The sequence below is a fragment of the Actinosynnema mirum DSM 43827 genome, from assembly GCF_000023245.1.
In the GTDB taxonomy this organism is placed as follows: Bacteria; Actinomycetota; Actinomycetes; order Mycobacteriales; family Pseudonocardiaceae; genus Actinosynnema; species Actinosynnema mirum.
Map to the genome: position 1 here is coordinate 2,134,407 of NC_013093.1, position 12,918 is coordinate 2,147,324.

Sequence of the window (12,918 nt, forward strand, 5' to 3'; positions counted from 1 at the left end):
TCGCGTTCGGGGCGGTCCCGGCGTGGGGTGAGCGTCGTCACACCGCCTGGGCGGGCGCGCACAGCCAGCGCACAGGTCGCGCACACGGTCCGTCCAGGCAGCGGCCCGAGAGTTGTGGCCATGACGACGAACGCGACCGAGCCGGTGGACCTCGGGAACGGCGCCCTGGTGCTGGACGTGGTGGTCCCGGTGTACAACGAGGAGAGCGCGCTGGAGCCCGGCGTGCGCAGGCTGCACGCCTACCTCGGCGCCACCCTGCCCTTCGCGTTCCGGATCACGGTCGCCGACAACGCCAGCACCGACCGCACCCCCGACGTCGCCGCCCGGCTGGGGCGCGAGCTGGACGGCGTGCGGGTGCTGCGGCTGGCCGAGAAGGGCCGGGGCCGCGCGCTCAAGACCGCCTGGCTGGGCTCCGAGGCCGCCGTGGTCGCCTACATGGACGTGGACCTGTCCACCGACCTGGCCGCGCTGCCCGCCCTGATCGCCCCGCTGGTGTCCGGGCACTCCGACGTCGCCATCGGCAGCAGGCTCGCGCGGGGCGCCCGCGTGGTGCGCGGCCCCAAGCGCGAGTTCATCTCCCGCGCCTACAACGTCATCCTCAAGCTGGCCCTGCGCGCCCGGTTCACCGACGCGCAGTGCGGCTTCAAGGCGATGCGCTCGGACGTCGCCGCCCGGCTGCTGCCGCTGGTGCAGGACACCGGCTGGTTCTTCGACACCGAGCTGCTCGTGCTGGCCCAGCGGTCCGGGCTGCGCACCCACGAGGTCGCCGTCGACTGGGTGGACGACCCGGACTCGTCCGTGGACATCGTCGCCACCGCCGTGGCCGACCTCAAGGGCGTCGCGCGGCTGTGGCGCACCCGCCTCGCGCTCCCGGCCGACCTGAGGCGGGCCCCGGCCCGCGACCTGGTCCGCGCCGCCTGACCACTCGCCGCCCGACCCCCAGTCGCTTCGTGAGCCACCTCCCCAGACCACACCGCACAGGAGAGCCGACCATGACCGCCCTGCTCACCGAACCACCGGCCACCCCGGCCGCCGAGCCGCCCGCGCGTGGCCGCCTGGCCAGGCTGGTGCTCGGACCGGCCGACGCGCCCCGGTACGCGCGCCCCGCGCTCCTGCTGCTGCTCGCCGCCACCGCCGCGCTGTACCTGTGGGACCTGACCGCCTCCGGCTACGGCAACAGCTTCTACGCCGCCGCCGTGCAGGCCGGGACGCAGGACTGGAAGGCGTGGCTGTTCGGCTCGCTGGACTCCGGCAACGCGATCACCGTCGACAAGCCGCCCGCGGCGCTGTGGCTGACCACCGCGTTCGCCAGGGTGTTCGGGTTCTCCAGCTTCACCGTGCTCGCGCCGCAGGCCCTGATGGGCGTGGCGGCGGTGGCGCTGACGCACGCGACGGTCAAGCGCACCAGCGGGCACCTCGCGGGGCTGCTGGCGGGCGCGGCGCTGGCCGTGACGCCGGTCGCGGTGCTGATGTTCCGGTTCAACAACCCGGACGCGCTGCTCGTGCTGCTCATGGTCGCGGGCGCGTACTGCCTGGTGCGGGCGCTGGAGCGGGCGAGCCTGAAGTGGGTGCTGCTGGCCGGGTCCGCGATCGGGTTCGCGTTCCTGACGAAGATGCTGCAGGGCTTCCTGGTGCTGCCCGCGTTCGCCCTGGTGTACCTGGTGGCCGCGCCGACCTCGCTGGGCAGGCGCGTCGCGCACCTGTTCGCGGCGCTGGGCGCGGTCGTGGTGTCGGCGGGGTGGTTCATCGCGCTGGTGGACCTGTGGCCGAGCGACTCGCGGCCGTACATCGGCGGGTCGACGGACAACACGCTGCTGGAGCTGGCGCTGGGCTACAACGGGCTCGGCCGCATCCTCGGCGGGCAGGGCAACGGCGGTGGCGGCGGCGGCATGGGCGGCGGGAACACCGGGTTCGGCGGGGAGACCGGGATCTCCCGGATGTTCGGCGCCGCGTTCGGCGGGGAGATCTCCTGGCTGCTGCCCGCCGCGCTGGTCGCGCTGGTCGCCGGCCTGTGGTTCACCCGCCGCGCGCCCCGCACCGACCGGACGCGTGCCGCGCTGCTGCTGTGGGGCGGGTGGTTGATCGTCACGGCGGTCGTGTTCAGCTTCATGAGCGGCACCGTGCACCCGTACTACTCGGTGGCGCTGGCCCCCGCGATCGCGGCGCTGGTCGCCATCGGCGGGCGGGAGCTGTGGCGGGCCAGGAAGTTCGCGACGGCTCGGGCGTTCCTGGCGGCGATGGTGGGCGTGACGGCGGTGTGGGACCACGTGCTGCTGGCCCGGTCCTCGGACTACGCGCCGGTGATCCGGTACGCGGTGCTGGTGGTGGGGTTCGTGGTGGTGCTGGTGGTGCTGCTGGACCCGAGGCGGGTGGCGAAGGGCGCGGTGGCGCTGGCCGCGGCGGCGGTGCTGGTGGTCGGTGTGGGTGGCGGCGCGTGGGCGGTCAGCACGGCCGGTCAGGCGCACACCGGGTCGATCCCGTCGTCCGGGCCTGCGGGGAGCTCGATGGGCTTCGGCGGTGGGGGCGGTGGCGGTGGCGGTGGCCAGATGCCCGGTGGTGACGGGCAGGCGCAGGACGGGCAGGCACAGGACGGGCAGGCGCAGGACGGGCAGATGCAGGACGGGCAGATGCAGGACGGCGGGATGCGCGGCGGTCCCGGTGGCGGGACCAGCAGCGAGGTGGTCGAGCTGCTGAAGAGCGCCACCTCGAAGTGGGCTGCTGCCACCACCGGTTCGCAGTCGGCGGCCGAGCTGGAGCTGTCCACCGGCAAGGCGGTCATCGCGATCGGCGGCTGGAGCGGCTCGGACAACGCCCCGACGCTGGAGCAGTTCCAGCGGGCCGTGGCGAACGGCGAGATCTCGTACTACATCAGCGGTGGCGGGATGGGCGGCGGCATGGGCGGTCGCGGCGGCTCGGAGTCGTCCACGTCGGCGATCGCCACGTGGGTCCAGGAGAACTACACCGCGCAGACGGTGGGCGGGAGCACGCTCTACGACCTGAGGTGATCACGGGAACACCGATCTCACGGTGAACCGGGGGCGGACCGATCGTGGTCCGCCCCCGGTTCCCTGCGTTGAACTGCCCATGGCCCGGCGGGCCGGGCGGGCGGGAAAATGCCTGATGACGCACTCGATCCCCCACCCGACCGGCGTGGTGCCGCCGCTGGCCCGGCTCGTCATGAAGACCGGATCGCTGGAGACGCTCCGACCCGCCAACGTGGCCCACTGGACGAAGATCGCGGAAATGCTGCGCGCCGCATTCCCGCAAGGCGGCGCGCAGCGCGACGACGTCCACCTGTTCACGTCGTACTCCGCGCACGGCCTCGCGCAGCCGGAGGTCGTCACCGAGCACGACACCAAGCTGATGACCGTGGCCCGCCTGCTCCTGGAGCACCTCATGGAGGCCAATGGCCAGTGGTCCTACCTGAAGGCGCAGCCCTGGTTCACCGACGGCGGGCACCTCGTCGCCATCGACGCGAACTACTACCCGAACCGGGAGGTGAAGGGCGGACAACCGCAGTTCCACAAGGACACGGCGGGCAACAACGTCTTCGTCAACCTGCTGTTCGACAACCCCGACCCCATCCCGGCCACCGAGTGGCTCGTGGACGTCGGCGAACCCGGTTTCCGGCGGCGCCTCCTGCAGGAATCCCTGCTGCCGCCCGGCTACCTCAAGGACCTGGACGAGGCGCGCCTGCACCTGCGGGCCACCACGGCCGCCGACGAGCCGGTGAGCGGAGGCGTGACCGAGGGGGCGAACACCTACGTCTCCTGGGTCGACGACCTGATCTGGCACGCCACGCCGACCGACGTGAACCGGCACGCCTACACCGCCGCGCAGGCGTCGGTGCTCTACGACCTCGTGGACGCCCGGTCCAGAGCCGGATCGCTGTCCCACGTCTACGACGGCCGCATCGGGGAGTTCGTCTCCGTCCCCGAGCTGCTCGGCTCCATCGCCGAGTGCCCCACCACCCACCTGCGCCACGTCCTCGGCGCGAAGTTCGGCCCCCAGGACGTCGACTACCCCACCGTCGACGTGCTCTGGAAGAAGGTCTACGCGGGCGGGGAAGGCAGGGCCCGCTACCTGGAAGACGTGGCGAAGCGGGGCGCGAGCGAGTGGCGCCTGACCGGTCACATCGCCAACGCCAGCACGACCGACCCCGGCGCGCCGGGCAGCTCCCAGCTCTTCGAGACCCCGGCCGGCCTGTCGAGCCGCAGACGTCGGAACAGCGATCCCGCCACCAAGGTCGACGTCCTGCTGGCCCTGCTCACCCAGATCGCCAAGGGCCACCCGCGCTCTTTCCTGCGGACCTGGGTGCGCGTCATCCCGAGGAACAGCGAGGAGGGGCGAAGAGCCTTCCCGCAGCGCTGACCGCGCCGGGGCGGACGTCCTACCGCGCCGCCCGCCCCAGCGTGCTCTCCCGCGCCACCAACCGGTGCGCCGCCCGCACCTCCACCCCGGCGACCCCCTCCGTCCCCCGCCCCAGCCCGATCCGCATCAGCAGCCGCTCCACCGCCGTCGCCGCGATCGCCTCCTTGTCCGGCGACACCGTGCTGATCGTCGGGTTCGAGTACCGGCCCTCCTCGATGTCGTCGTACCCGATCAGCGCCACGTCCTCCGGCACCCGCACCCCGCGCTCCAGCGCCGCGTGCAGCGCCCCCAGCGCCACCAGGTCGCTGTAGCAGAACACCGCGTCGGGCGGGTCCGAGCGGTTCAGCAGGCGGCGCATCGCGCCCGCGCCGTCGGCCCGGTTGAACCTCGGCGTGCCGATCACCAGGGCCTCGTCCACCTCCAGCGCGGCGTCCAGGTGAGCCTGGCGGAAACCGGTGGTGCGCAGCTGCGCGGCCTCCCCGGTCGGGTAGGGCTGGTCGCCTATCGCGGCGATCCGCCTGCGCCCCAACGAGATCAGGTGCGCGGTCGCCTCGCGCGAGGCCGCCACGTCGTCGATGCCCACGTGGTCGAACGAGCCCGCCGCGGACCGCTCGCCCAGCACCACCAGCGGCAGCGTCGGGTCGGCGTCGGCGAGGTCGCGCTGCGCCAGGCCGAGCGGGCTGAAGATCAGGCCGTCGAACGCGAAGCCCCGCGCGCGCCTGCGGATCAGCTCGCGCTCGTGCTCCGGGTCGCCGTCGGTCTGGTCGACCAGCACGTTGTAGCCGCCCGCGCGCGCCCTCGGGATGATGCCCTGGAGCAGTTCGGAGAAGTACGGGGTGTCCAGGTACGGCACGACCACCGCGATCTGCCCGGACCGCCCGCGGGCCAGGTTCCGCGCCACCACGTTCGGCCGGTAGTCCAGCTCCGCGATCGCCTTCTCCACCTTCGCGCGGGTGGCCTCGGTGACCGGCGCGTAGCCGTTCACCACGTTCGACACGGTCCTCGGCGACACCCCGGCGAGCCGGGCGACGTCGCGCAGGGTGGCCTCGCGCATCTCACTCCTCGTGATCGCAATCGGTGACCGAGTGTGCTCCGCACCCCGCCTCTGCGACAACCCCGGCCACGGGACTGCGCACGTCCGTAGCGGCTTCATTTCGTCCGCATGACGTCTTGCAGCGCGGCAGAGCGGCCACCATAGTGCTTTGCAGCGCAGCAAGACGTACCTCCTGCACACCGCCGCCCTGGTGACAGAAAGGCGCTGCCATGCGCGGAAGCCCGTTCAAGACCGCATCGCTGCTCGCCGCCGCCCTCCTCGCCGCAACAGCCGTCACGGCCTGCGGGAGCGATGACGGCGGACCGGGCCCGGATGGCAAGATCCACGTCTCCGTGTGGGCGTGGTACCCGGAGTTCAAGGGCGTCGTGGACGCCTTCAACGCCTCGCACGACGACATCCAGGTGGACTGGACCAACGTGGGCACGGGGCCCGACCAGTACGCCAAGCTCAAGACCGCGTTCACGGCGGGCAAGGGCGCGCCGGACGTCGCGCAGGTCGAGTTCCAGCAGATCCCGACGTTCATCATCCTCGACGCGCTCGCGGACATGGGCGAGCACGGGGCGAACGAGGACGAGGGGCTGTACGCGGAGTGGGCGTGGAGCCAGGCCACGGACGGGGACAAGGTCTACGCCATCCCGGTCGACGGCGGGCCCATGGCGCTGATGTACCGGAAGGACCTGTTCGAGCAGAACGGGATTCCGGTGCCGAGGACGTGGGACGAGTACCGGAGCGCGGCGGAGCGGATCAAGGAGGTCGATCCGAACGGGCACATCGCCAGCTTCGGCAGCGACGGCGGGTGGATCAACGGGTTGATGTGGCAGGCCGGGTGCAGGCCGTACGGGTACTCGCAGGCCAAGGCCCGCGACGAGGTGCGGATCAGCTTGACCAGCCCGGAGTGCGTGAAGGTGGTGGAGTTCTACGGGGACCTGGTGTCGCGGGGGTTGATGGCGGAGGACCCGTTCTTCACGGCTGACGCGACCGCGGCGCTGGACTCGGGGAAGTACTGGACGTGGGCCGCGGCGGGGTGGACGCCGGGGTACGTGGCCGGGTCGTTGAAGAACACGGCCGGGAAGTGGGCGGTGGCGCCGATGCCGCAGTGGAACCCCGGTGCGGACGAGCAGGGGGACTGGGGCGGGTCGACGTTCACGGTCACCAAGCAGGCGCGCAACGCGCAGGCCGCGACGAAGGTGGCGCGGGAGCTGTTCGGGAAGTCCGAGGCCGCCTGGGACATCGGGTTGAACAAGGCGTTCCTGTACCCGCTGGTGAAGGACGTCGCGGCGAGCGCGGAGTTCACGGGCAAGGAGTACGAGTTCTTCGCGGGGCAGAAGGTGAACGAGATCTTCGTGCCGGTGTCGGACAAGCTGGGGGAGTTCCAGTACACGCCGTTCCAGGACTTCGTGTTCGGTGATCTGAACGACCGGAGCGCGGAGGCGATGGCGGGGACCCGGCCGTGGAGCGAGGTGCTCCCGGAGACGGAGAAGAACGTCGTCGCGTACGCGGAGAAGCAGGGCTTCCGGGTGACGCGGTGAGCACCGGGCTGCGGGGCCGCCGCTGGAGCACCGCGCACCCGGTGGCGGGGATGCTGTTCGTGCTGCCGTTCTTCGTGGTGGTGCTGGTTTTTCTGGTGGCGCCGCTCGCTTACGCCTTCTGGTTGAGCCTGTCGACGCGGAGCCTGGCGTTGGGGACGCGGTTCAGCGGGCTGGACAACTACGTCAGGGCGTTCACCGATCCGGTGCTGCTCGACGGCGCGCTGCGGGTGGTCGGGTTCGGGCTGGTGCAGATCCCGGTGATGCTGGGGCTGGCGCTGTTCGGGGCGCTGCTGCTGGACGCGGTGAGCGGGCGGGTGGCCAAGGTGTTCCGGCTGGTCGCGTTCATGCCCTACGCGGTGCCCGCGGTGGTGGGGGCGCTGATGTGGGGGTTCCTGTACAGCAGGACGTTCGGGCCGTTCGCGGACCTGCCGGTGGTGGTGGGTGGTGAGCCGCTGGACTTCTTCGGGCCGGGGTTGTTGCTGGTCTCGTTGGGCAACATCGTCACCTGGGCGTGGACCGGCTACAACATGATCGTTCTGTACTCGGCGCTGCAAGGGGTTCCGAGGGAGGTGTACGAGGCGGCCGTGGTGGACGGGGCCACGCCGGTGCAGGTTGCGTTGCGGGTGAAGGTTCCGGCCATTCGGGGCGCGCTCGCGCTGGCCGGGGTGTTCACGGTGATCGGGACGATGCAGTTCTTCACCGAGCCGTACGTGATGGCGAGGTTCGCGCCCCAGGTGTCGGGTGGGTACACGCCTAATTTGTACGCGTACAACCAGGCGTTCGCGTACTCGGACTTCCACTACTCGGCGGCGATCTCGTTCGTGCTGGGGTTCGCGGTGTTCGTGGTGTCGTACGGGGCGGTGCTGGTCAACCGGTGGAGGGCGCGGGCGTGAGGCGAACCTCTGCGGTGGTGCCGAACCTGGTGATGGGCGCGGGGGTGCTGTATTTTTTGGTGCCCCTGTTGTGGGTCGTCGTCGCGGCCACCAAGAGCCAGGCTGATCTGCTGTCCAGTCCGGCTTTGTGGTTCGCGGATTTCAGCCTGGTCGACAACGTGGGCAAGCTCTTCCGCGAAGATGGCGGGGCGTATGGGAAGTGGTTGCTGAACACGGCGGTGTACTCGGGCGCGAGTGCGGTCGGGGCGACTGCCTTGGCCGCGTTGGCGGGGTACGGGCTGGCCCGGTTCTCGTTTCCCGGGAAGAAGTTCTTCGAGACCGCACTGCTGGGCATGGTCATGGTGCCCGCGACCGCGCTGGTGCTGCCGACGTATCTGATTCTGGCTGAGCTGGAGTTGGTGAACACCCGGTGGGCGGTGATCCTGCCGTCGCTGCTGCACCCGTTCGGCGCTTACCTGATGCGGGTGTACATCGCGCAGAGCGTGCCGGAGGAGCTGATCGACGCGGCTCGGGTCGACCGGGCGGGCGAGGCGCTGATCTTCTGGCGGGTGGTGCTGCCGGTGGTCCGGCCTGCGCTGGTGACCGTGTTCCTGTTCACGCTGGTGGCCACGTGGAACAACTACTTCCTGCCGCTGGTCATGCTGAGCGACAGCGACCTGTACCCGCTCACCGTGGGGCTCACCACCTGGTTCAACACCGCGCAGCAGGAAGCGGGGACCAGGGTGCTGTTCAACCTCGTCATCACCGGGGCGCTGATCGCGATCGTCCCGCTCATCACCGCTTTCGTGCTGCTGCAGAGGTTCTGGCGCAGTGGTGCGAGCGCCGGCGCGCTGAAGTAGGGGAGTGGCTGTGCTGAGAGCAGTTGTGTCGTTCCGGACCGACGACGTGGTGGGGCCGGTGCGCAGGAGGCTGTTCGGGTCGTTCGTGGAGCACCTGGGGAGGTGCGTGTACGGCGGGATCCACGAGCCGGGGCACCCGTCGGCGGACGAGGAGGGGTTCCGGCGGGACGTGCTGGCGCTGACCCGCGAGATGGGGGTGTCGGTGGTCCGGTACCCCGGTGGGAACTTCGTGTCCGGGTACCGCTGGGAGGACGGGGTGGGGCCGCGCGGGCAGCGGCCGGTGCGGCGGGACCTGGCGTGGCGCAGCATCGAGTCGAACGAGGTCGGGCTGGACGAGTTCGTGCGGTGGGCCCGGAAGGCGGAGGTCGAGGTGATGTACGCGGTCAACCTCGGGACTCGGGGGGTGGCCGAGGCGCTGGACGTGCACGAGTACGCGAATCACGGTTCGGGAACGACGTTGTCGGACCTGCGGGTCGCGAACGGGAGCGCGGAGCCGCACGGGATCTCGTTGTGGTGCTTGGGGAACGAGATGGACGGGCCGTGGCAGCTGGGGCACAAGACGGCGGAGGAGTACGGCAGGCTGGCGGCTGAGACCGCCAGGGCGCTGCGGCAGGCGGAGCCGGGGGTGGAGTTGGTGGCGTGCGGGAGCTCCAGCTCCGCGATGCCCACCTTCGGCGAGTGGGAGCGGGTTGTGCTGGAGGCCGCGTACGAGGAGGTCGACCACATCTCGTGCCACGCGTACTACGAGGTGCTGGACGGGGACGTGGACAGTTTTCTGGCTTCTGCGGAGGACATGGACCGGTTCATCGGGAGTGTTGCTGCCACGGCGGACGCGGTGGGCGCGAAGGTGAAGAGCCCGAAGCGGATCGGGATCTCGTTCGACGAGTGGAACGTGTGGTCGATCAAGGACTTTGAGGCGTCGCGGACCTCGGAGTGGCGGAGTGCGCCGAAGTTGATCGAGGACACGTACGACGTGGCGGACGCGGTGGTGGTGGGGAACTTGTTGATCTCGCTGCTGCGGCACGCGGATCGGGTCGCGGTGGCTTGCCAGGCGCAACTGGTGAACGTGATCGCGCCGATTCGGTGCGAGCCGGATTCGGCGGCTTGGAGGCAGACGACGTTTCACCCGTTCGCGTTGACGTCGCGGTTGGCGCGGGGGGAGGTGCTGCGGACTGTGGTGGATGGGCCTACGCAGGACACCGGGCGGTTCGGGGAGGTTCCGGTGGTGGACGCGGTGGTGACGCGGGAGGGGGAGGAGGTTGTGGTGTTCTTGGTCAACCGGCATCGGCACGAGTCGGTTGAGGTTGGGTTCGAGGGTGGGGAGCGGGGGGTTGTCGAGGCTTGGGTGTTGGGGGATGAGGACAGTGGGGCGATCAACACTGCTTTGCAACCGGAGAGGGTGAAGCCGAGGGGGTTGGGGGTTGAGCGGGATGGGACGGCGGTGCGGGTTGTCCTGCCGCCGGTTTCGTGGGGGGTGGTTCGGATGGGGGGAGATGTGAGGGGAGAGATGTGAGGGGGGAGATGTGAGGGGAGAGATGTGAGGGGGGAGATGTGAGGGGAGAGATGTGAGGGTGGAGATGTGAGGGGAGAGGTGTGAGGGGGGAGAGTTGAAGGGTGAAGAGCTGAAGAGCTACAAGCACGCCTCGCCGGCGGGGCAGACCTCCAAAAAAGAGGGGACGGGCTCTGTCGGCCGGTGACCGTTCTGTTGGTGGTCCGGTTGTACCCCTGCGGTGGTCCGGGTCCCTCTTTCCCGTGTGGCCTCCTTTCAGGCAAGCACGCTCGTCAAGACGCCGTTTGACACCCCGGTCTGCCGCATAGTGCGGCGGCATCTTGACGAGCGTGCTCGGGCTTCGCCAGGCCAAACGGGAAAGAGGGACGCGGGATGGGGGCTGCGTGGGCTCGCTGCGCTCGCCCCGCAGCCCGCGAGTGCGGTGGCTACTTGGTGCGGTTTGCTGCCGCCCGTTCCCCCAGCGCGGTCAGCACCGCGTCGTCGTAGCCCGTCCGCTGGAACGGCATCAGGGTTGTGATGCCGTTGTCCTCGTGCACCACCACCTCCGTGTCCAGGGAGCCCAGCAGGGCTTCCGCCAGGGAGGCGTTCACGCCTGAGAGCACCGCCAGGGCCTGGCCGCTCAGCCAGTCTGAGCGGGGGAGGGGGACCGGCAGCGGGAGGACCAGGGTTGAGCGGCCTTGCAGGGCGGCGATCCTGCGGAGCATCTGGGTGTACTCCAGGACTTCCGGGCCGCCGATCTCGTAGGTCTTGCCCGCCGTCTTGGGGTTTTCCACCGCGCCTGCCAGGTAGCGGACCGCGTCTGCCACTGCGATCGGTTGGCAGCGGGTTCTGGCTTCCGGTGGGGCGAGGATCAGGGGGGCGTGCTCCACCAGGGACAGGAGCATCGACCAGGACGCGCCGCCGTGGCCGATCACCACGGCGGCGCGCAGCACTGTCACCGGGACGCCCGCGCAGGTCAGCATCGACTCGACCTCGCGTCTGCTCCTCAGGTGCTCGGACAGGGCGCCGTTGCCCAGTCCGCCCAGGTAGACGATCCGGCGCACGCCCGCCTCCGCGCACGCCCTGGCGAAGGACCTCGCCGCTCGGGCGTCCGACTCCCGGTAGTCCCGGTCGGACAGGCCGTGCACGAGGTAGCAGGCCACCTCGCAGTCGCGGGCCGCTTCGATGAGGCCGCGCTCGTCGGTCACGTCCCCCCGCACGGGGACGCCCGCACCCCGGTACTCGTCGGGGCGTCTCGTCATCGCGCGCACCTCGTGGCCCGCGCTCTCCAGTGCGGCGCACAGCCGCCCGCCGACGAAACCGGATGCCCCGGTCACCAAGACCCGCATGGCGCAAGCCTCGGGCACGGTGCGGCGCCCTGCACGGTGGGGCGATCAGGCGGTGGCCGCCCCCGGGGTCGTGCTCAAGCGGTAAGAGCTGGTCACACGGCCTGGCGGGCCGCGGTCAAACCGGATGCCTCCAGCACCATGGGCACGCAGGGGTGCTCCACGGGCGCGGTCTCGCACAGGGCGTCGAGCGCGCGCTCGACCCAGTCGTCCACGGCGGGGGAGTGCTGGCCCGTCGCTCCGGTCAGCTGCACCGCCACGGCGCAGCGCCGGGGACCCATGCGCAGCACGCGCACCGATCCGCTGTAGGTCGGGGTGGCCTCGCTGCCCCACTCGACCTTCAGGTTCTCCCAATCGACCTCCAGGCGGCGCTCCACCGCGCCACCGGGCAGCCACAGGCGCACCGCGTGCGCGTCGTAGCGCTCCACCTCGACGCCCGAGGGCAGCCAGGTGGAGAGGTTCTCCAAGTCGGTCAGCATCTCGAACACCGTGTCGGCGTCGGCGGGAAGAGATCGGGTCCTCGTCAAGGGCGATCCAGGTGGTCTAGGCGACGTTTGCGACTCCCATCCTGGGGGGAGCAAACACCGATTGACCTAACGAATGGCTGACGATCGACCGTTCGTGTGTGCCTGGGGTCACAAACAGTGGGTAGAGGTGAGGAAGACTCTCACTTGGGGTGGCTTTGGGGTGGCCGGGGTGCGAGGGCTCACTGGTCGGGGTCTAGGCGGTAGCCCGCGCCGCGCACGGTGAGGACGAGGGCGGGGTCGTCGGGGTTCTGCTCGACCTTGCGGCGCAGCCTGCGGATGTGCACGTCCAGGAGGCGGGTGTCGCCGAAGTAGTCGTAGCCCCAGACGCGCTGGAGGAGCTGCTCCCTGGTGACGACGCGTCCGGCGGCCGAGGCGAGCTCGACGAGGAGGCGGAACTCGGTGCGGGTCAGGTGGACCTCGTCGCCCGCGCGCAGGACCACGCCCTCGCCCGCGCGCACCTCCAGGTCGCCGAAGCGGAGGGCCTCCTCGCCGCCACCGCCCCGGCGGCGCAGGAGCGCGCGGATGCGGGCGGCCAGCTCGCCCGCCACCAGGGGCTTGGTCACGTAGTCGTCGGCGCCCGCCTCCAGTCCCGCGATGACGTCGGCGGTGTCGGCGCGGGCCGTGACGATGATGATCGGGAGGTCGCCGCGCGCCCGCAGGACCCGGCACACCTCCAGGCCGTCCACGCCGGGCAGCGACAGGTCCAGCAGGACCACGTCGAACACGCGGCGGTCCAGAAGGCGCAGGGCCTCCTCGCCGGACACGGCGTCGGTGACGCCGAACCCCTCGTCGCCCAGCGCCAGACCCAGCGCCTGCCTGATGTGCTCGTCGTCCTCCACGAGCAGTACCGAGAACTCCACCCGCCAAGCT

Annotated in this window: 10 protein-coding genes and 1 pseudogene; 7 read left to right on the forward strand and 4 right to left on the reverse strand. The window is 70.8% G+C overall.

Annotation, left to right across the window (positions count from 1 at the left end; genetic code table 11):
- Positions 1-120: 120 nt before the first annotated feature.
- The 3 genes and pseudogenes from AMIR_RS09635 to AMIR_RS09645 all read left to right on the forward strand — a co-directional run.
- Positions 121-894: pseudogene (locus AMIR_RS09635) on the forward strand (dolichyl-phosphate beta-glucosyltransferase); the annotation flags it as partial.
- A gap of 98 nt (positions 895-992) precedes the next feature.
- Positions 993-3,005, forward strand: coding sequence for an ArnT family glycosyltransferase (locus AMIR_RS09640; protein ID WP_015800761.1), 2,013 nt, complete (start codon positions 993-995; stop codon positions 3,003-3,005).
- Between the two features lie 115 nt (positions 3,006-3,120).
- Positions 3,121-4,371 carry a hypothetical protein gene (locus tag AMIR_RS09645; protein WP_015800762.1) on the forward strand — a complete coding sequence of 417 codons (1,251 nt, stop codon included), beginning with the start codon at positions 3,121-3,123 and terminating at the stop codon, positions 4,369-4,371.
- A gap of 19 nt (positions 4,372-4,390) precedes the next feature.
- Here AMIR_RS09645 and AMIR_RS09650 read toward each other — a convergent pair whose 3' ends face one another.
- Positions 4,391-5,425: a LacI family DNA-binding transcriptional regulator gene (locus AMIR_RS09650; RefSeq protein WP_015800763.1), complete on the reverse strand. Its 1,035-nt coding sequence runs from the start codon at positions 5,423-5,425 to the stop codon at positions 4,391-4,393.
- 209 nt (positions 5,426-5,634) lie between these two features.
- Between AMIR_RS09650 and AMIR_RS09655 the strand changes: the two genes are divergently transcribed.
- The 4 genes from AMIR_RS09655 to arfA are packed head-to-tail and all read left to right on the forward strand — an operon-like array spanning position 5,635 to position 10,199.
- The gene (locus tag AMIR_RS09655) at positions 5,635-6,954 is read left to right on the forward strand and encodes an ABC transporter substrate-binding protein (protein ID WP_015800764.1); all 1,320 of its coding nucleotides are present in this window, start codon (positions 5,635-5,637) and stop codon (positions 6,952-6,954) included.
- Complete coding sequence (locus tag AMIR_RS09660; protein ID WP_015800765.1) at positions 6,951-7,847, forward strand: carbohydrate ABC transporter permease; 897 nt, start codon at positions 6,951-6,953, stop codon at positions 7,845-7,847. The genes AMIR_RS09655 and AMIR_RS09660 overlap by 4 nt, the downstream gene beginning before the upstream one ends.
- Positions 7,848-7,864: 17 nt before the next feature.
- A complete protein-coding gene (locus AMIR_RS09665) occupies positions 7,865-8,686 on the forward strand; it encodes a carbohydrate ABC transporter permease (protein ID WP_245554602.1) in 822 nt (273 codons plus the stop codon).
- A 10-nt stretch (positions 8,687-8,696) separates the two neighbouring features.
- Positions 8,697-10,199, forward strand: coding sequence for an arabinosylfuranosidase ArfA (gene arfA / locus AMIR_RS09670; protein WP_015800767.1), 1,503 nt, complete (start codon positions 8,697-8,699; stop codon positions 10,197-10,199).
- Between the two features lie 422 nt (positions 10,200-10,621).
- Here arfA and AMIR_RS09675 read toward each other — a convergent pair whose 3' ends face one another.
- The 3 genes from AMIR_RS09675 to AMIR_RS09685 form a co-directional block, all read right to left on the reverse strand.
- A complete protein-coding gene (locus AMIR_RS09675) occupies positions 10,622-11,524 on the reverse strand; it encodes an NAD(P)H-binding protein (RefSeq protein WP_015800768.1) in 903 nt (300 codons plus the stop codon).
- Between the two features lie 92 nt (positions 11,525-11,616).
- The gene (locus AMIR_RS09680) at positions 11,617-12,102 is read right to left on the reverse strand and encodes an SRPBCC family protein (RefSeq protein WP_342626583.1); all 486 of its coding nucleotides are present in this window, start codon (positions 12,100-12,102) and stop codon (positions 11,617-11,619) included.
- A 125-nt stretch (positions 12,103-12,227) separates the two neighbouring features.
- Complete coding sequence (locus tag AMIR_RS09685; RefSeq protein ID WP_085945018.1) at positions 12,228-12,908, reverse strand: response regulator transcription factor; 681 nt, start codon at positions 12,906-12,908, stop codon at positions 12,228-12,230.
- Positions 12,909-12,918 lie beyond the last annotated feature (10 nt).